The organism is Streptomyces sp. NPDC057939 (genome assembly GCF_042887545.1).
Lineage (GTDB): Bacteria > Actinomycetota > Actinomycetes > Streptomycetales > Streptomycetaceae > Streptomyces.
Map to the genome: position 1 here is coordinate 94,263 of NZ_JBHVPG010000011.1, position 16,840 is coordinate 111,102.

The 16,840-nt window shown below is 69.9% G+C and carries 20 protein-coding genes; 8 read left to right on the plus strand and 12 right to left on the minus strand.

Annotated elements, in window-relative coordinates; genetic code table 11:
* Positions 1-83: 83 nt before the first annotated feature.
* A complete protein-coding gene (locus ACFVS6_RS15310; RefSeq protein ID WP_389704021.1) occupies positions 84-497 on the minus strand; it encodes a DUF1398 family protein in 414 nt (137 codons plus the stop codon).
* 113 nt (positions 498-610) lie between these two features.
* On the opposite strand from ACFVS6_RS15310, the gene ACFVS6_RS15315 reads away from it, so the two are divergent.
* Positions 611-1,060: a MarR family winged helix-turn-helix transcriptional regulator gene (locus ACFVS6_RS15315; protein ID WP_389704023.1), complete on the plus strand. Its 450-nt coding sequence runs from the start codon at positions 611-613 to the stop codon at positions 1,058-1,060.
* A gap of 266 nt (positions 1,061-1,326) precedes the next feature.
* Here the strand turns inward: ACFVS6_RS15315 and ACFVS6_RS15320 are convergent, their stop codons facing one another.
* The gene (locus ACFVS6_RS15320; RefSeq protein ID WP_389704025.1) at positions 1,327-2,070 is read right to left on the minus strand and encodes an alpha/beta hydrolase; all 744 of its coding nucleotides are present in this window, start codon (positions 2,068-2,070) and stop codon (positions 1,327-1,329) included.
* 473 nt (positions 2,071-2,543) lie between these two features.
* Here ACFVS6_RS15320 and ACFVS6_RS15325 point away from each other — a divergent pair, with 473 nt between their 5' ends.
* Together ACFVS6_RS15325 and ACFVS6_RS15330 are read left to right on the plus strand one after the other, a co-directional pair.
* A complete protein-coding gene (locus tag ACFVS6_RS15325; protein ID WP_389704026.1) occupies positions 2,544-2,984 on the plus strand; it encodes a VOC family protein in 441 nt (146 codons plus the stop codon).
* 211 nt (positions 2,985-3,195) lie between these two features.
* A complete protein-coding gene (locus ACFVS6_RS15330) occupies positions 3,196-4,236 on the plus strand; it encodes an AraC family transcriptional regulator ligand-binding domain-containing protein (RefSeq protein WP_389704028.1) in 1,041 nt (346 codons plus the stop codon).
* A 139-nt stretch (positions 4,237-4,375) separates the two neighbouring features.
* Here ACFVS6_RS15330 and ACFVS6_RS15335 read toward each other — a convergent pair whose 3' ends face one another.
* Entirely contained in the window at positions 4,376-4,873 is a 498-nt protein-coding gene (locus ACFVS6_RS15335; protein WP_389704030.1) for a hypothetical protein, read from the minus strand.
* Positions 4,874-4,912: 39 nt separating this feature from the next.
* On the opposite strand from ACFVS6_RS15335, the gene ACFVS6_RS15340 reads away from it, so the two are divergent.
* On the plus strand, positions 4,913-5,200 hold the full coding sequence (locus ACFVS6_RS15340) for a hypothetical protein (protein WP_389704032.1): 288 nt from the start codon (positions 4,913-4,915) through the stop codon (positions 5,198-5,200).
* Between the two features lie 45 nt (positions 5,201-5,245).
* Here the strand turns inward: ACFVS6_RS15340 and ACFVS6_RS15345 are convergent, their stop codons facing one another.
* From ACFVS6_RS15345 to ACFVS6_RS15365, 5 genes are all read right to left on the minus strand, one after another.
* Positions 5,246-6,106, minus strand: a complete 861-nt coding sequence (locus ACFVS6_RS15345) for a hypothetical protein (protein WP_389704033.1) — start codon at positions 6,104-6,106, stop codon at positions 5,246-5,248.
* 104 nt (positions 6,107-6,210) lie between these two features.
* The gene (locus ACFVS6_RS15350; RefSeq protein ID WP_389704034.1) at positions 6,211-6,789 is read right to left on the minus strand and encodes a suppressor of fused domain protein; all 579 of its coding nucleotides are present in this window, start codon (positions 6,787-6,789) and stop codon (positions 6,211-6,213) included.
* Positions 6,790-6,918: 129 nt separating this feature from the next.
* Positions 6,919-7,299, minus strand: a complete 381-nt coding sequence (locus ACFVS6_RS15355) for a hypothetical protein (protein WP_389704036.1) — start codon at positions 7,297-7,299, stop codon at positions 6,919-6,921.
* Positions 7,300-7,309: 10 nt separating this feature from the next.
* Positions 7,310-8,647: a PP2C family protein-serine/threonine phosphatase gene (locus ACFVS6_RS15360; RefSeq protein WP_389704038.1), complete on the minus strand. Its 1,338-nt coding sequence runs from the start codon at positions 8,645-8,647 to the stop codon at positions 7,310-7,312.
* Positions 8,648-8,832: 185 nt separating this feature from the next.
* Positions 8,833-9,210, minus strand: coding sequence for an ATP-binding protein (locus ACFVS6_RS15365; RefSeq protein WP_389704040.1), 378 nt, complete (start codon positions 9,208-9,210; stop codon positions 8,833-8,835).
* Between the two features lie 237 nt (positions 9,211-9,447).
* On the opposite strand from ACFVS6_RS15365, the gene ACFVS6_RS15370 reads away from it, so the two are divergent.
* Entirely contained in the window at positions 9,448-10,071 is a 624-nt protein-coding gene (locus ACFVS6_RS15370) for a flavodoxin family protein (RefSeq protein ID WP_389704042.1), read from the plus strand.
* 177 nt (positions 10,072-10,248) lie between these two features.
* Here the strand turns inward: ACFVS6_RS15370 and ACFVS6_RS15375 are convergent, their stop codons facing one another.
* Positions 10,249-10,944 (minus strand): hypothetical protein, encoded by a 696-nt coding sequence (locus ACFVS6_RS15375; RefSeq protein WP_389704044.1) that lies wholly within the window; start codon positions 10,942-10,944, stop codon positions 10,249-10,251.
* 117 nt (positions 10,945-11,061) lie between these two features.
* Here ACFVS6_RS15375 and ACFVS6_RS15380 point away from each other — a divergent pair, with 117 nt between their 5' ends.
* A complete protein-coding gene (locus ACFVS6_RS15380) occupies positions 11,062-11,712 on the plus strand; it encodes a TetR/AcrR family transcriptional regulator (protein WP_389704045.1) in 651 nt (216 codons plus the stop codon).
* An 88-nt stretch (positions 11,713-11,800) separates the two neighbouring features.
* Positions 11,801-12,805 carry a terpene cyclase gene (locus ACFVS6_RS15385; protein WP_389704047.1) on the plus strand — a complete coding sequence of 335 codons (1,005 nt, stop codon included), beginning with the start codon at positions 11,801-11,803 and terminating at the stop codon, positions 12,803-12,805.
* Between the two features lie 16 nt (positions 12,806-12,821).
* Here ACFVS6_RS15385 and ACFVS6_RS15390 read toward each other — a convergent pair whose 3' ends face one another.
* On the minus strand, positions 12,822-13,322 hold the full coding sequence (locus ACFVS6_RS15390) for a TspO/MBR family protein (RefSeq protein WP_389704048.1): 501 nt from the start codon (positions 13,320-13,322) through the stop codon (positions 12,822-12,824).
* Positions 13,323-13,501: 179 nt separating this feature from the next.
* Here ACFVS6_RS15390 and ACFVS6_RS15395 point away from each other — a divergent pair, with 179 nt between their 5' ends.
* Positions 13,502-15,082, plus strand: a complete 1,581-nt coding sequence (locus tag ACFVS6_RS15395; protein ID WP_389704050.1) for a TIGR03086 family metal-binding protein — start codon at positions 13,502-13,504, stop codon at positions 15,080-15,082.
* A gap of 34 nt (positions 15,083-15,116) precedes the next feature.
* Here ACFVS6_RS15395 and ACFVS6_RS15400 read toward each other — a convergent pair whose 3' ends face one another.
* Both ACFVS6_RS15400 and ACFVS6_RS15405 read right to left on the minus strand, forming a co-directional pair.
* Positions 15,117-15,575, minus strand: coding sequence for a hypothetical protein (locus ACFVS6_RS15400; protein WP_389704052.1), 459 nt, complete (start codon positions 15,573-15,575; stop codon positions 15,117-15,119).
* A gap of 380 nt (positions 15,576-15,955) precedes the next feature.
* On the minus strand, positions 15,956-16,684 hold the full coding sequence (locus ACFVS6_RS15405; protein ID WP_389704053.1) for an SMI1/KNR4 family protein: 729 nt from the start codon (positions 16,682-16,684) through the stop codon (positions 15,956-15,958).
* Between the last annotated feature and the right edge of the window lie 156 nt (positions 16,685-16,840).

Here is a 16,840-nt window from a genome sequence, read left to right on the forward strand (position 1 = left end):
TACGACGGGGAACCGACAGAGGCGATGCCTACCAGGCCCCGCCGCCGCCTCGGCACTCGGACGGACCAACGGACGGCGGCCGCCTACAGCTCGACGGCCTCGTACTCCTCGACGTACGAGTCACCGTCGGCCCCGTGGTAAGTGCAGGTGCGTGCCGCCAGGTCTACGTCGTACCAGACGATGCCCGCCATCCAGCAGCCCCGGACGAACTCGGGGAACGTCGTCTCGCCGGCCTGGTTGGCGCGCAGTGCCGCTATGAGTGACTGACGGTCGAACCGTGCGACCTGGACGATGCCGGCGAGCAGCGGCTCGCTCTGGACGGCGACGGGGCCGGCGGCGGTCAGATAGAGCACCGCGTTGGACGGCACGGCCATGCGGTACCGGGTGACTCCGGCCCGGCGCAGCGATTCGGCGAGATGGGGGAAGCCTCCGACCTCGGGACGGTCGGCTTGCGCCCGCTCGAGTACGGCCTGCAGGTGGTCGACAGCAGTGGTCATGGTGCACTCCCTTGGGTGTGAGGGGCCTGCGACAGCCGGCCGCCACGACACGGTAGTAGAATGACAACAAATTTACAGAGTGACAACGCGTTGTCAATGTGGAAGTGGTGGACATGCCCGTGCCCGAGGTGACCGACGAGATGGCCCTGCTCGTCGCGGACGTATACGAGGCCGCAGGCGTCCTGCGGAAGTCCGGTGAGACGATCGCCGCCTCCGAAGGCCAGACGCAGTCCCGATGGCAGGTGCTCAGCGTTGCCTCCGGCGAATCCCTGACCGTGGCCGCGGCGGCACGCCGTCTGGGTGTCGCCCGCCAGGGAGTCCAGCGCATCGCCAACGATCTCGTCCACGACGGATTGGCCACCTTCCAGCCCAATCCCGATCACCGGAACTCCCCCCTGATCGACCTCACCCCCCAAGGGCGTCGCGTTCTCGAAGGCATCACACGGCGGGCCAACGACGTCCACCGTCGACTCGCAGCCGACATCACCCACGCCGAGCTCGCCGCCGCGCGCGACCTGCTGCGCCGCGTCATCACGCAGGTCGGCCTTTCCGGAGACGCGTGAGGGGGGAAGGCGTGCTGCCGGGTGCGGCGCGACCACGATGACCACCCCGACCACGCCGAACCACCCGCCCGACCGCCCACCCGCCCGACCGCCCGTCCGCGAGGTGGGACCGGCCGTCGTGGCCGCAGGTTCAGCGGTGCGAGCGGGCGGGGGGGGTCATGGCGTGGGCTGCCACCGGGCGGTCGGCCTGCCGCGCGGCAAGTACGGCGGCAACGTGCGGACGGTGGACAGCGGCGGTCCGCCACCTGGTGACGGCCGCCGTACGTTCACTTCAGGTGCCGGGCGAAGAAGCGGGCTCCGGCGTCGAGCTCGAACTGCGGGACGCCGGTGTGCCCACCCGAATTGGCGTGCAGCGTCTTCTCCTTGGAGCCGAAGGCATCGAACAGGTCCAGGGCCGCCTGCCGGTCGTTCCCCTCGTCGTCCCACTGCAACAGGACATGCAGCGGAATGGTGACCTGTCGAGCCTCCTCGAACATGGCGGCGGGCACGAGGCTCCCGGCGAAGAAGCCGGCGGCCACGATGCGGGGTTCGACGACCGCGAGGCGAACGCCGATGGAGATCACTCCTCCCTCGTACCCGACCGGGCCGCCGATCCCGGGCAACGACAGGAGGGAGTCCAGGGCGGCCCGCCATTCCGGGACCGCCCGTTCGACCAGCGGGAGGATGAGGGCGTCCACGATCTCGTCGCTCACCGGCCCGCCTGCTTCCAATGCCCGGCGCAGGTCGGCGCGGGCCTGCTCGGCGGCGGCCCAACGGGGCCGTTCACCGCTCCCCGGCAGCTCGATGGTGGCCGCGGCGAAGCCGTACTCCGCGGCGTAGTACCGGGCTCGTCCCGCCAGACGGGGGTACATCCTGCCCAGTCCGAGAGGAGGGTGGCCGATCAGGATCAGTGGCGCCGATGCGGGCGAGGACGCGGGCGCGGGCGTCCACAGGATGCCGGGGATCTCGCCGAGGGTGAATCGGCGCTCTAGAACACCGTCGTCGTGACGTTGTTCGGAGGTGAAGTGCATGGTGGTGCCTTTCGGGAGTGCTCGTGAACGGCGCTCCCGGACGACCTGCCTATCGCCCGACCGTGGCCCCGGAGGGGAGCACCCATGTCGATACTGCGTTCACGGGTACCACCTCCTCGGGCTCTGGCACGGTCCCGGGAAACGTAGCAGTGGTCACGGTGGGCGGCCAAGTGGGTTTGTTCGACGTGACTCCTTGGTCGGATGCTTCCCGCTCGCAGGGATGTCGCCGCCTCACCGCTTACCCTTCCGACCGGGGCGTCCGGGACGTCCCGGCGCCGGGAGTGACGTGCGCCCCGCTGCCGGGCGGTGGTGGACTCCGCCCTCCGGGGCGGCACTCGCGGGACGACGCACAGCGGCTGATCTTCTCCATGGGAATTCCCGGTGGTCCGAGGATGTCGAGAACGTGCCACGGGCTTCGTCCCAGGGACAGCAGTGGGCCTTCGCCCGCCGCACGAGGAAGAGGGAGAAACAGCATGGCGATTCAGCGGATGGACAACGTCGGTATCGTCGTCGAGGACCTGGACGCCGCAGTCGCGTTCTTCGTGGAACTCGGTATGGAACTGGAGGGCAGGGCGGAGGTCGGGGGCCCCTTCGCCGACCAGTGCACCGGGCTCGACGGCGTCCGCTGTGACATCGCGATGGTCCGGACCCCGGACGGTTCCAGCCGGATCGAGCTGGCGAAGTACCGTAGCCCCGCGGTCATCAGCGCCGGGCCGCGCAACCGGCCGCACAACATTCTGGGCACGCACCGCGTGATGTTCGCCGTCGACGACATCGAGGACACCGTGGCCCGCCTGCGCCCTCACGGCGCCGAACTCGTCGGCGAGATCGCCCGGTTCGAGGACAGCCATCTGCTCTGCTATCTCCGCGGCCCGGACGGCATCATCGTCGCGCTCGCCGAGCAACTGCGTTGAGAGCGGGAGACCGGTCCTCGCAGTCGAACGAGATCACCGAGGTTCCGACCCGCCCGATCAGCCGGGAGCCGGCGGGCCCGTGACATGACCCGTCCGGCCCGCGTCGGGATGAGCGGGGACTCCGTGCGAGGTGCCGATCCGCATGCCCCCACCTGCGGACGCTTGCTGAACGGTCGAATTCCGGACGTTGGCTGATATGATCATCGGCCCTATGCAGCAGTCTCCAGCCGTCGCCGGTACCGTCTCGACACATCTCTCGCGCTTCCTCATGAACGCCGTCCCCGGGCCGGCCTCGGGCAGGCTCCACCTCCTGTCCGACCTCGGTCCCGACGTCCTGCGCGACGACCTCGCCAGGACATCGACCCATTCCCTCCTCACCATTTGGGAGCAACTCGTCCTGACGGAGCCACACACGCTCATCGGTCCGCGGGTCCTGGCCAACGCACCGATCGGCACGTTCGGGGTCTGGGACTACCTGATCACCAGCGGCCCCACCCTGGGCCAGTCCCTGAGCCGAGCCGTGGAGCACATCGCCTCGCTCGGTGACCCGGCTGCGGAGCGGCTCCTCGTCGAAGAGGACGGACGCGATGTCGTCGTACGGCACGCCACCGGCAGTTGGGGGCCGGACCTGGTGGAGGCAGTCGACCTGTTCGCCCTCGCTCTCTTCCTGGACCGGGCCCGGGCTGCCGTCGGACGTCACGTCATCCCCTCCTACGTGACCATCACCCATCGCCCGCCGGCTCGGTCCCGGCAACTGGCCGAAATGTTCGGCACCGACCGGATCTCGTTCGGCGCACCGTACAACTCGATCGCCTTCACCGAGGACGACGCGAACACCCCGCTGCCCAAGGCCCAGCCCGGCTTGGATCGGCTGCTCATCCAGCACGCGGAACAACTGCTGGCGGCCTCCCGACCCGTGTTGCGGTGGCACGATCGCTTCCGGATGGTCCTGGCCACCGCCTTCCGTGAGGACGCCGTGAGTCTGGAGAGGGTGGCGAGACGCCTGGCCTTGAGCCCCCGCACCCTCCAGCGCCGGCTGTGGGAGAACGGGACGACCTGGCGCGAGCAGGTCGAGTCGATACGACAGCAGCACACACTCGACCTCCTACGGACGACCGACCTGCCCCTCCAGTCGGTCGCGGGCCGCGTCGGGTTCAGCGATGCGCGCGCGCTTCGACGCGCGGTACACCGCTGGGAGGGACGAACCCCCGGCGACATCCGCAGAACGGCGCGCCCGACAGCCCTCGGATGAACCACACCTCTCCGAGCCGCCGGCTGCGTGCGTGCCGTGCCAGGGGGCGATGGCCCACAGGTCGAGCCGTTCGTGAACGAGGACCGGCTCGACCGCGCCGGCTACGACGTACCCGCGTCCACCGGAGGAGCGGCTTCCGTCATCCGGTGCAGCCCTGGATGTCGTCCGGGCAGCCGTGCACGTCCGGTGGGGCGAGGGTGCTGAGGTTCCACACGATGATGCCGCTCGGTGGAGAGTCCGTTTCGATCGGGGGGACCTTGGCCGTGACGGGCCTGCCCGCGGGGACGTTCACACGTACGAACTGCCGGTTTCCGCAGCGGACTTCGAAGGTGCGGCTGGTCCCGTCACGTAGGAGGGTCAGGGCGATGGTCGACACGCCCTCGGTGTCGCAGGCGATGTCGAAGCGGTAGGGCTTGTCGCCAGGGGTATCGAGGATCTGATCAACCCCTGAGGCCACGTATTTGGATGCCTCGGCGATGAGGGTGGTGTCGACGTCGTCGGTATCGAAGGCCCGTTGGACCCGTTGGAGTGCGTCGTCGGGTTCCCACCACCCGGTGTCGCTGCCGCCGTCCTGGGTGCAGGACGTGGCCAGAGCGGCGGCCGTGAGCAGGACGGCGAGTGCACGGGGTATCCGCATGGCAGCACCCTAAAGGGAGGAACCGGGGACCGTCTCGTGGTGGCGAGACCGGTGTTCGCGTTCGCCATGCGCGGCGCGGAGATCGAGCGCTACAGCGTGCTACCCCGGGCCCTGGACCCTGTACGGCTCTTCCGCCCGCGCGACAGCGAGCCGGAGAACGAACGCCGGATGCTGGAGACCCTGCACACCGAACGCGGGCTCGCGTTGACATGGTGCAGGCTCAGCACCTTCCCAACACGCTCCTGGACGCGGGCGCCTCGCGACGGCGGGACATTCGTCCATCTCGGCTTCTCCCGGATCCTGCACGAAGGGGGCGCGTTGGGGTGAACGCTCGGGCGGTCCGACCGGGAAGTGCCCGGCGAACCTCGCTGCTCACTCCGGGCCGTCGTGGCCGGGCGCATAGGGCGGGATCGTCCAGCGCATCGTTGTCCGGCCCGTGCGGTCCGGCTGAAGTGTGACGGGATACACCTGTCCGAAGGGGCGTTCGCCGCGATGCCTCATCGAGTGATCGCCGCTGTCCCAGTTGATTCCCAGAACGGGGCAGTCGGCTACCTCGATCGCGCCGATCAGGAGCGGGTGGGTCCGACTCGCTCGGTTGAAGGAGTGGAAGTCGTTGTGCTCATCGACTGCAACCATGACGCCCCGGCCCTGTTCGTCCCCCGTCCAGTCGCCCAGGGCGTCGCCGAGGCTCTTGGCGTCATCGAGCGGGAGATCGAGCCACCCTCGCACTTGATTGCCGCGTCCCGGGATCAGCTCTCCGCCGAACTGACGATGGGCTGCCTCCGCGTGGGCTCCCCAGTAGGTGACATCGGCAAGGCCGTCGGTTGATGGGTGGCCGTCTCCGGTCCAGGAGTCCAGGGCAAGCGCATCGCCGAGCACCATGCCGCAACGGTCGACCGGTAGGTCGCCCAGGATGATCGGCTCGTTCCCCGCCGTGCGGACCCATGGAATTCCGAGATCGATCTCAAGGGTTGCGATGGTTGGTCCCCCGTCGAGCGGAGACTTCGCCGTGCCGGCCCGCACCGTCAACGGCCTGTCACCGGCGGCGCGAACCGCGACCATCTCACACATCCAGTCGTGGACGTGTCCGCCACCGATCGATGCCGAAGCCCTTGCACGCTCGGACAGCGTTCCCCCCAGCTGGGGCCAATGGTCGATCCACGACGCCATCCCCAGGACGAGGACCCCAGACGGCGCCGTCACGACTCCCAGGTCAATGTGACTCTCAGCCATGCGGCGATTGAACCTTCTCTCCGCTCTCAGGATCAAGCCAAGCCGGTTCATCCCCCTGATCGGCGATCACCGCCATGACCGGGGGGAGCGGCCCGGTCGTCGCCTCACACGGCAGATGTGCGGAAAGGATCAGTGGGAACGATTTCCGCATCGTCGAAGAGCTGCTCCAACGCCTCGTGGCCCTGACGCCTGCGGAACTCGATTTCGGCGGCCGTCACAGGCAAGGTCCACAGGATGCGGGCATGCCCCCCGGGCAGCGGACAGTGTTCAAGGTCGGGTCCGTGGAGATGGGGCAGGCTGATCAGCAGGTGGTCGCAGGTCGAGCCCGGCACCCACGGCTCACCGATCGGCAGGCTGTGTTCCAGGTCGAGCCGATGTCCTCCGCGGTGGTAGTGGGCGATCATCGCCATGAGGTCGATGAACCGCTGGTCGCGGACCTGGGCGGTCATGACGAACTCAAGCCCGTGGCCGTCCTTCTCCGTCGCGGCCCAACACCCGGCGGTCACATAGGCCCAGCCATCGCCTCGCGGACCGGGGCCGACCACGAGAACCCGTAGGTCGGGCGGGACTTCGCCGCGCTCCGGCCCCGGCTCGTGGATGACGGCCTCAACGGAATGCCCCTCGAAGAACGCCCGTACATGTGATTCAACGGCCTTCACGGCCGACTGTCCCCCGTTGTTCACCGCATGATCATCCCAGATGATCGGCGCGGCGTGTTGGCGACCGTTATCGAGGCCGGGCTCGTCGACGTACTTCTTGAACCGTGTGGAGCGGCGCTGATCCTCCGCGTCACCAACCCCGGGAGGGCTCCTTCAGCCGCCGGGGGCGTCGGCCGCCGTGATGGCCGTGAGAGCCGCTGTCAGGTGGGGATGGATCCGGAAGGCGCTCCGGGTGCCGGTGACGTCAAGGCGCCGGTTCAGCGACCGGCTGAGGGGGCCGACGAGGTGAAGTCGGGTGCGGATGTGGGCGTGCAGGAGGAGGCCGAGGAGGACGGCGTCGGCATGCTCGATGGACCCCACGTCCACTATCAGCGGAAGGTCGCCGGCCGTGGAGGCCCGGGTGAGGGCGGTTCGCAGGGCTGTTTCGTCCCACCAGTTGACCGTCCCGCGCAGGAGCAGGATTCGGGCCGGTGGGTTCCGGATGGGTGCTTCGATCAGCGTGAGTCGGTCGGCGGAGTCCGTTCCGTGGTCCATGGCGTGAGCCTCAGGGTCGGTGAACATCGGGGACGCGCAGGGCGAGGAGGGCGGTGTCGTCGCTGGCCCAGCCGCCGTGCCGGGCTGCGAGGGCCCGGTTGATGTGGTCGATGGTGTCGGCGGCGTCCATGCGCGTCGTGTCGGCGAGCGTTCGGATCAGATCCGAGTCGTCGAACACGTCGTGCTTCTTCTCTCCTGCCCCGGGACGGGCCCGGGCCTCGGTCGCGCCGTCGGTGTAGAGCAGGAGGAGGTCGCCGGGCGTCAGCCGGAACCGGACGTCGATCAGGGCGCTCGGGGCGAACACGCCCAGGAGCATGCCGGGGGTTCCGATCGGGCGGACGGTGCCGTCCGCGCGTCGGATCAGGGCGGGCGGATGCCCGGCCAGAGCCAGGGTCCCCGCGATCCCGCCGGGCGTGGGGCGGAAGCGGGCGTAGACCGCGGTCAGGAAGCGCGGCGAGTCCTGGGTGAGCATCGCGGTGTTCAGGTGGTCCAGGACATCGGCCGGGGCCCGGTTCTCCGTCGCGAGGGCGCGGATCGTGTAGCGGGCCATCGAGGAGACCTGTGCGGCTTGGACGCCCTTGCCGCACACGTCGCCGAGGACCACGCCCCAGGAGGTGCCCCGGGTGCGGAAGAGGTCGTAGAAGTCGCCGCCGACCTCGATGTCCGAGCGCCCGGCCCGGGAGGCCGGGTTGTAGGAGGCGGCGACCTCGATTCCGGGGATCCGGGGCGGCGACGGTGGCAGGAGGCCTTGCTGGAGGGAGTGGGCCAGGTCCGCGGAGAGGGTGAGGGCCTTCTGCGCGGCGGCCAGGGACTGGCGCAGGCTGATCTCGGCGCTGACCGCCCGGGCCAGGGTCTCCAGGGTGATCAGGTCCGTCGGGGACCATGCGCGGGGCCGGTCGTCGATGACGCAGAAGCTGCCCAGCACCTCGCCGTCCGGGCCGAGGAGGGGGAATCCGGCCCAGGCTCCGATCTTCATCGGCCCGACGGACGGGTGCCGGCGGGTGCGCGGGTCGTTGGGGGCGTCCTCGACGATGAGCGGGGCGCCGCCGAGTCCGATCAGGAGGTAGCAGAAGCTGTCCTCGACCGGGTTCTGCCGGTCGGCGAGAGCGACGGCGTCGACTCCGACGCACGCCTTCCAGAACGAGCGGCGCTCATCGACCAGGGTCACGAACGCCCGCCCCGAAAGCGTCACCCGGGCGGCAAGGTCCGCCAAGTCCTCGAAGACCCGTTCGGGACCGGTGTCCAGGAGACCGGTCGCCTCGACCGCCGCCAACCTGGCCCGATCCCACAGATCCTCCGGCAGGTCGGCTCGGTGCCGCTCGCGCTCGCGCACCCTCGTACCGGTCATCGCAGCCCCACGTCTTCCCCAGGGGGCCGTCTTCATGCCCCGGTCATCCCCTCTTGTGTCCAGAGCGGAGTCAATCACGCATCCGGCGGAGCCCCGACGCGGGCTGTGCCCGCCTCGGTGTTTCGGCCCCCACTCCGTTCGGGTCGACGGCGTCGACGCCGCACGCGCCCTCCGACCGACGGTGTTCACGGGTCGGAGTCGGCGGAGGTGAGGGGGAGGTAGGCGGTGATCGTCTTGCCGTCGTGGTCGGCACGGATTTCGGTGCGGGTGGCCATCCTGTTCACCAGGAGCCAGCCGAAGCCGCCCGGCACCGTGGGCGGCGTTCCCGGTGGGACGGGCAGGAGCGGGGAGGCGTCCGACACCGCGACGACCACCTCGTCGTGGAGGTGGCGCACGTCGAAGGCGGTCACACCGCCCGCATGCCGGATCGCGTTGGACACCAGTTCGGCGACCACCGTCAACACGTCGTCCAATGCCTGCTCGTCCACCCGGTGGGGAGCAAGGACCTCCCGAGCGAGCCGCCGGGCGTCCACGCCTCTGAGACCAGCCGCGTGATGTGACATCCCAGGCATCGTCGCTCCCCTCACGCCTCTCACACCTCTCGCCTTCTCCCTCCCCTCCACGCCATCCGCCCCGCCGACGGTTCCCCACCCGCACCAACGCGACCCTCGCGTGCGGAACTGCCCGGCCGGCCAGTTCCGCGCACCTTCCCGGGAACGGACAGACCGCACGGACGTCCCAGGGCGGGGGCCGCCGCACGACGGCGGGGTTGACCGCCGGAACGTGGGTAGTCGGAGGGCATGGAAGCCACTGAGAACACCCCGCTGCGTGCCGTAGCCCTCGTCTGCACGCTGTCCCCGTCCCCGGCCGCGTCCAGCTCCGATCTCCTCGCCCGGCAGACCCTGGAGGCCCTCGCCGAGCACGGCGTGACCGGCAAGACCATTCGGATCGCGGATCATGACGTGAAGACCGGTGTGGCCACGGACCTGGGTGACGGCGACGCCTGGCCGGACATCAGGGAGACCATCCTCGGCACCGACATCCTGATCCTCGCGACCCCGATCTGGCTCGGCCACCCCTCCAGCATCTGCCAGCGCGTCATGGAACGTCTGAACGCGGAAATCTCCGAAACCGACGACGAGGGCCGCATGCTCACCTACGGCAAGGTCGCCGCCGTCTGCGTGGTCGGCAACGAGGACGGCGCCCACAAGGTCAGCGCGGACCTCTTCCAAGGTCTGAACGACGTCGGGTTCACCCTCGCCCCCAACGCCGTCACCTACTGGGTCGGGGAAGCCATGCAGGGCACCGACTACCAGGACCTCGACAAGACCCCCGAGAAGACCGCCGCCACCACCAAGACCCTCGCCGCGAACACCGCCCACCTCGCCCGCCGCCTCAAGCGCAGCGCGTACCCGTCCGCCTGAGCGACAGCACCCCCGAACCGGCGGAGCCGGGACCGGCCGGCGCCGCACCGCCGATCCCGGTCCACCCCGTGCGCTCCGCCCGTGCACATCCGTCCACACGCATAAGCCCGTGCACATCCGTCCGTCGCTCGGCGGGCCCTCGCAGCCGAGGGTTCGTGCCGTGTCCGGTCGGCGGGCTCAGGCCCGGGCGGTCGCCGCGGCGACGATCCAGTTCCTGAACTCGACGGCGTAGTGCCGCAGGTGGCCCTCCAGGACGTCGTCCGGGCAGGTGACGGGGAAGTAGACGGTCAGGTGCGCGGTGAAGCCGTCGGCGGTGTCGCCGAACTGGATGAGCGCCCGCCCGACGACGGTGCCGTCGGCCAGGAAGAGGTTCGAGGACATCTTGCGCGGAAACTCCGACTCCGGGAGGAGTTCGTCCGCGTCCGCGGCCCAGGCCAGCGCGTCCGTTCCCCAGCCGCCCATGTAGAAGTCGGCGACGTGGGGGCCGATGTTCTCCACCACGCGCGCGCCGATCCCGTCGGTACCCATCACGTAGTGCTCGGGGTGAGCCGCGAGGAGCGCGCGCTCGTCCCCCGCGAACGCCTTGTCCATCCAGGCCAGGAACTCGCCCGAGGTCAGGCCCTTCGTCGCGAGCACCGTGGTGCCCGCCTTGAAGGTGCCGTCGGAGGTGCGGGCACTCTCGCGCAGGAAGGCGTTGCCCTCCTCGATGTCCGCGGCCAGGAGGTCGAGGAGGCCTTGGCGACCCAGCAGCGTACGGAAGCGGTCCAGGGCGCGGCGGGCATGGAAGAGCTCGTAGTCGTCGATGCTCCCGGCGCCGCCGGGTCCGGCTTGGAGCGTCACGGTGACTGGCTGGGGAATCCGGTTGTCGATCATGCTTGAACCTCCGATACGATGTGAATGTGAATTCACGTTCACATCGTGAGGGTACGCCGAGGAGTGCACCAGTTGTCAAAAGTCCCTGTTGAGAGCGCCGCGGATACCATGCGGGGCATGACCGAGGAGCCGGAGCGCCCAGCGTTCCACCGGGAGCCCCAGCAGGCCCGCAGCGCCGCGACCCTGGCACGTGTGCTGCGGGCAGCCGAGGAGATCGCCTCCACCTCGGGCCTGGAGGCGATGACGATCGCCGGCGTCGCCCGACGCGCCGGCGTCGCCGTCGGCACGATCTACCGCCGCTTCCAGGACAAGGACCAGCTGATCAGCGCCCTGACCGAGCGGATGCTGGAGCGCCGCGAGGAGTACGTGGCCGAGCGACTGCGCGCGGCCGATCCCTCGCTCCGCGGCGTCATGGACGCCTACGCACACGCCCTGCTGCAATCCTTCGCCGACAGCAGCAACCTCTTCCCCGAGCTGTTGAGCGCGCGAGGGGCCGGGGCGCTGGAGCGCGGGGCCCGTACCATCACCGAACTCCACCGACTCCTGCTCGACGCGGCGGCCCCGTACAGCGACCAGATCCGCCGCTCGCAGCCCCAGCAGGCCCTCGACGCCACGGCGCGCGCGATCCTCGGCGCCTGCTTCCACAACTCCGTGCGCCCCGATGCCGCCACCGGCGAGGCGGCCAGGGAGCGGTACGCCGACGAGCTCAGCGACATGGCCATCGCCTACCTGACCACTGCCGACCGGAGCCGCGGCAACAACAGCTGAGCCGAACCGACCACCGCACCCGTCGCGTCATTCCGAGTCGGCAGCCGGCCGACCTTCGGACGGTTCCCCGCACCTTCCCGGAGGACACATGCCGCAGGACATCCAGTTCGACCTGCCCTTCCCCGTCGCCGTCAGCCCCGACCTGGAGGGCGCACGGCGACGCAACCTCGAATGGGTAGGACGATTCGGCCTGGTCGGGGTGGAATCCCTGGAGTGGTACACCTCCTGGGACATGCCGCGCCTGGCCGCCCTGGGTTTCCCCTACGCCCGGGGCTCCGCGCTGGATCTGTGCGCGGACGCGATGGCGTTCTTCTTCGTCTTCGACGACCAGTTCGACGGCCCCCTCGGGCAGGACCCCGCCGGGGCCGCGGCGGTGTGCGGGCGACTGATCGACATCGTCCACGGCGCCGCCCCACCCGAAACCGCGGATGCCTGCTCGCGGGCGTTCGCCGATTTGTGGGCCCGCTCCACTGCCGGCGCCCCTTTCGGCTGGGTGGCCCGCACCGCCCACGAGTGGGAGTACTACCTCGCCGCCCAAGCGCACGAGGCGGTGGGCAGGATCCGTGGCGCCCCCGCCGACATGGAAACCTACCTCCAGGTCCGACGCGGTATCGCCGGCACCGATCTCCCCTTGTCCCTCGGTGAACGCGCCGCGCTCATCCATGTGCCCCCGGCCGCCTTCCACAGCCCGCAGCTGCGCATCATGCGCCAGGCTGCCATCGACGTGACCTTCATGTGCAACGACGTCTACTCCCTGGAGAAGGAGGAGGCCCGCGGCGACATGGACAATCTGGTCCTGGTGATCGAACACGACCGGGGGTGCGCGCGCGAGGAGGCGGTCGCCGGGGCTCGGGAGGAAGTCCACCGTCGGGTGGCCCGGTTCCGGGAACTGGCCCTCCAGGTGCCCGGACTCTGCGCGCAGCTGGGCCTGTCCGGTGAGCAGGCCGCCGCAGTGGACACGTACGTGCAGATCATGGGCGTGTGGATGAGCGGCTACCACGCCTGGCAGACGCAGACCCGCCGCTACACCGGTGCAGCTCACGTCCTGCCGCACACCGGGCCGGGCCACTTCGAGCGGGTGCTCGGCGCATAGCAACAGGTCGACGGGTTCAGGTGTTGGCCTGCCAGATGGCGGCGTTCAGGACCGTCGCGAAGCCGACCCACCCCAGGTAGGGGATCAGGAGAAGCCCGGCCGTTCGATGCACGCGGTGGAAGAGGCGGACGGTGACGACGAGGGCGGCGACCAGCAGGAGGATGTCCAGCAGGGCGACGTCGTACCGGCGCGCTCCGAAGAACAGGGGGGTCCATGCGAGGTTGAGGGCCAGCTGGACACCCCACCACGCCAGCGCCTTCCGCCGCTCCGGGTGGCCCGCACACCGCCAGACGAGCCAACCCGACAGCGCGATGGTGGCGTAGAGGAGGGTCCAGACAGGGCCGAAGAGCCAAGCGGGCGGCGCCCAACCCGGCCGGTCCAGAGAGGCGTACACCTCGGCGGCGTTCGACGAGGCGAGAGCACCCGCTGCGGCAACGGCGTAGGTCAGGAGCACGAACCCGGCGAGGGCGGCCCACTCCCGGCCCCCGCGAACTGCGTGCGTACCGGTTTCCCGCACTGCTTCTCCGCCTCTCTCGTCTGCTGCGACGGCTGCGACGGCTGCCACAGCCACGCACAGCCGCGACAACCGCTCGTACTTCTGCCCGCCGCCCGGTTCCGGATGCACGCGTGGTGATCACGGCGGGGGGCGTGAAGCTGCTTGACTCTCCCACGGAGGGAGAGTCGAAGGTGGAGCACATGCGCATGGACGAGGCGTCGTCGCCTCTGTGGAGCATCGGGGCCGTGGCGCGACAGGTCGGGCTGCCGGTGAAGGTCGTCAGGCACTGGTCCGACGCGGGTGTCGTGGTGCCGGCAGGAAGGACGGCCGGTGGCTACCGCTGCTACGACACCGCGGGTGTGGCCCGGCTGCATCTGGCCCGGACGCTGCGGGACCTGGGGCTGGGACTCGGTGAAATCCGGGCCGCACTGGATCGCGAGGACGGCCTCTCGGAGGTGGCGGCCGCGCACGTCGAGGCGCTGGAGACGCAGATCCGCCGTCTGCGGACCCACCAGGCCGTCCTGCGCACGGTCACACGTCGCACTACCCCTCAAGGACTTGCCCTCATGACCCGTACCGCCCACATGTCACCCACCCAACGGCGCAAGCTCGTGCACGACTTCCTCAGCGACACGCTCGGTGATCTGGACGTGCCCCAGTTCCGGGAGGGCCTCGCCGCAGCGGCCGCCGACCTTCCCGAAGATCCCACCGATGAGCAGGTCGAGGCATGGCTTGAGCTGGGAGAACTGGTCGCCGACGGGGAGCTGCGTCCGGCCGTGCGACGCATCGCGGAGTACGCCGCCCGCCACGGTCGGGAACCGCAGGACTCCCAGGTCGCGGAGGAGATGCGCGCCCTCACCGACGCCTGGACCGCACGCGTCCGCACGGCGCTGCACGCAGGCACGGCAGCGGACTCCGCGGCCGCCGACCGGGTCGTCGCGGAGATCGTCGCCGCCTGGCTGGCCAGCAGCGCGAACACGGTCCCCGCCCTGACCTCCGACGGACCCGAGGCGCGCGCGCTCCTGCACGAGCAACTCACGGCCGCGTCCGAGCCCGTCGTCGAGCGTTTCTGGCAGCTGCTGTGCGTTCTGGGCGGCCGCCCCGCCCCTGCCGGCATCGCCGAGGAGGGACGGTGGCTGATCACCGCACTGCTCGCCAACCCCGCGCCCGGCGCGCGCGATGCCCGACTCGAAGAGCTCTACAGGGACGACGTCGACCCGTGGCCGGGCGGTGTCCTGGACGCCTTCACGCAGGTCCAGGACATGGTCGGCACACTCGTCCGCGCAACGCTGCCGGCACATTTCGACCTACCGACCCCGTGCGACGACTGGACCGTACGCGATCTCCTCAACCATCTGGTGTGGGAGAACATGATCTGGGGCGGCCTGGCCCACGGCACTCCCCCCACCGAGGGCCACACCCGGGACCACCTCGGCGACGACCACGTCGTCGCCTTCGAGACCGCCGCCGCCTCGACGCGTGACGCCTTCCTGCGGCCGGGGATGCTGGACCGGTCGTTCGGCCCCGCCCCCGGCCGCCGGGTGGTCGAGCAGCTCCTCGTCGAGCTGCTCGTACACGGCTGGGACCTCGCGGCCGCTCTCGGCCTCGACCGCGATCTGGAAACCGATGTCGCGCGCGCCGCCCTGCCGGTCGTCCGCGAGATCCACGGTGACCTGCCCCGCACCGCCGGCGGGTCCTTCGACCCGGCGCAGCCCGTACCCGAGCACGCCCCGGCCCTGGATCACGTGGCGGCGTTCCTCGGCCGCCGCATCCCGCACTGACGGGCCCCCACCCGTCCCGCTTTCGAAACCGGCGTCATGGGCGGACCATTTCATCGTTCTCGGCGAGCGATGAGCGGACTCGGCGCACCATGGAGGGCGGCAGCAGCGGGTTGTCGGAGGGGGCCGTCCAGTCGAACCGGCTGCGAAGGCTGCGTAGGCGGGCAGCAGCACTTCGGGCCTCGGCGGTGCCCGCCTTCGCGCGGTGCTGGAGGGCATCGTCGACGACGGCACCCAGCGGTGCGTCGGGGAACTTCCGCCAGCGCTTCGGGCGCCGGCCGTTCATGCGCTGCTCAACAGCGTCGGCGCGGACACCGTCGGGTGAGCCCACGAGCGTCGTCAGCGCGGTCTGTGCGTGACGCCGGTTGGCGCTGTTGGGAGAGCGCTTGTTTCGGCGGATGCTTTTGCGTGAGCTCTTGTCGTTCTCGCCGTAGCTGTTCCGATGATCTTTGAGGTAGCTCAGCCGCTTCTTCTCCTGGGGTGTCCTGCGCTTCACCGTCCTGTGCCTCCTCCGCTCCGAAGAGCGCCAGAGTAGCCATGTGCGGGCGTGTGGACCACGCCGTTTCCGAACGCGGGACGGCAGCACGAAGAGCGGGTGGCGCGCCTAGTTCAGGACGCCGTCCAAGACCTCCTCCACCCAGTACCTCAGGCGGTGCCGGCGGTTGCAGAACCGCTTCGGGCGACGCCGGCGGCTGCGCTCGTCGAGCGGCCGGCGGCATTGCTTGCAGTGCTTCACACGTGTCCGATCCCCCATGACCTGTGACTCTATCGGCCAAGACCGGGCAGGCGGCCGCCGCCCCGGTCTTGTCGGTGAGTCACGAGAGCGCCCGTTGCCGACGCCGAAAGGGCGGCCCTTCCACGGGAATGCGATGTCGTCTACCGGAAGTCGTTCAGCCAATCGCCCGGCAGCAGGTCACGTATTCCGTCGAGGGCTGCTTCGCTGCGGCCGCGGGCCAGCAGACCAATGCCGTCGTCACGCAGCAGCACGTCGTCTCCCAGGAACCAACGGATGGTGTCCTCTTCCTCGCACATCGGGTAAGCGGGGAACGGCAGCCGGGTGCAGTTCTGTTCCACCAGGTCAACGCCGTGGTCGTCGAAATCGCTCAGGAAGTCGCAGACCTCCCCATCGGCCTGCAGGGATTCCGACAGCACGATCTCGATGAAGCACAGGGACAGCCGTTCCAGCCAGCTCTCCCAGCGTTCGGCGGCCTTGTCCGCCAAGTCGGCCCTGATGAAGACGGCAGGGTCGTCGTCCGTCAGCTTGTCGAGGAGGATCCCCCAGGAAACGACCCCCTGGTTCTCGTGCCGGAAGACCAGTGCCTCCTTGGACTCGTCCACATACAGCTCCGACGGGCTGAGCAGGACGTCGTGGTTGCTGGTCAGGTCCCGCCGGCGGCCGAGGAGCAGGTACGCCTCCCGAAGCGCCAGGGGCAGCCGAACGCCGAGCCTCTCCTCCGCTGCCGCGAGATCCGCCTCGCTCCAGCCGTCGTCATCGCCGAGCGCCTCCGACCAGTTCGCGACGAACCCGCGGATGAACTCCCAGGCGTTCCCGCGGCTTTCAACACCGGCAGCGAGCGACCGCACCACATCGAACCCTTGTGTCATGCCAGGACGATATCGGCTCCCCCTGCGCAGCCCTCGGGCACCTCGTCGACGACGGCCCCGACGCACAGGGTTCAGCAGGGTCCCGCCCGCCCTGCCCGGGTGCGAGAATGCGGCTCCTGGCCGACGGATGCGTTGGCATCGGTGTGGGGCACGAGC

Coding starts and splice junctions, on each gene's coding strand:
- ACFVS6_RS15310 (WP_389704021.1), bottom strand. CDS start 497: ATGACCACTGCTGTCGACCACCTGCAGGCCGTACTCGAGCGGGCGCAA.
- ACFVS6_RS15315 (WP_389704023.1), top strand. CDS start 611: ATGCCCGTGCCCGAGGTGACCGACGAGATGGCCCTGCTCGTCGCGGAC.
- ACFVS6_RS15320 (WP_389704025.1), bottom strand. CDS start 2,070: ATGCACTTCACCTCCGAACAACGTCACGACGACGGTGTTCTAGAGCGC.
- ACFVS6_RS15325 (WP_389704026.1), top strand. CDS start 2,544: ATGGCGATTCAGCGGATGGACAACGTCGGTATCGTCGTCGAGGACCTG.
- ACFVS6_RS15330 (WP_389704028.1), top strand. CDS start 3,196: ATGCAGCAGTCTCCAGCCGTCGCCGGTACCGTCTCGACACATCTCTCG.
- ACFVS6_RS15335 (WP_389704030.1), bottom strand. CDS start 4,873: ATGCGGATACCCCGTGCACTCGCCGTCCTGCTCACGGCCGCCGCTCTG.
- ACFVS6_RS15345 (WP_389704033.1), bottom strand. CDS start 6,106: ATGGCTGAGAGTCACATTGACCTGGGAGTCGTGACGGCGCCGTCTGGG.
- ACFVS6_RS15355 (WP_389704036.1), bottom strand. CDS start 7,299: ATGGACCACGGAACGGACTCCGCCGACCGACTCACGCTGATCGAAGCA.
- ACFVS6_RS15360 (WP_389704038.1), bottom strand. CDS start 8,647: ATGACCGGTACGAGGGTGCGCGAGCGCGAGCGGCACCGAGCCGACCTG.
- ACFVS6_RS15365 (WP_389704040.1), bottom strand. CDS start 9,210: ATGTCACATCACGCGGCTGGTCTCAGAGGCGTGGACGCCCGGCGGCTC.
- ACFVS6_RS15370 (WP_389704042.1), top strand. CDS start 9,448: ATGGAAGCCACTGAGAACACCCCGCTGCGTGCCGTAGCCCTCGTCTGC.
- ACFVS6_RS15375 (WP_389704044.1), bottom strand. CDS start 10,944: ATGATCGACAACCGGATTCCCCAGCCAGTCACCGTGACGCTCCAAGCC.
- ACFVS6_RS15380 (WP_389704045.1), top strand. CDS start 11,062: ATGACCGAGGAGCCGGAGCGCCCAGCGTTCCACCGGGAGCCCCAGCAG.
- ACFVS6_RS15385 (WP_389704047.1), top strand. CDS start 11,801: ATGCCGCAGGACATCCAGTTCGACCTGCCCTTCCCCGTCGCCGTCAGC.
- ACFVS6_RS15395 (WP_389704050.1), top strand. CDS start 13,502: ATGCGCATGGACGAGGCGTCGTCGCCTCTGTGGAGCATCGGGGCCGTG.
- ACFVS6_RS15405 (WP_389704053.1), bottom strand. CDS start 16,684: ATGACACAAGGGTTCGATGTGGTGCGGTCGCTCGCTGCCGGTGTTGAA.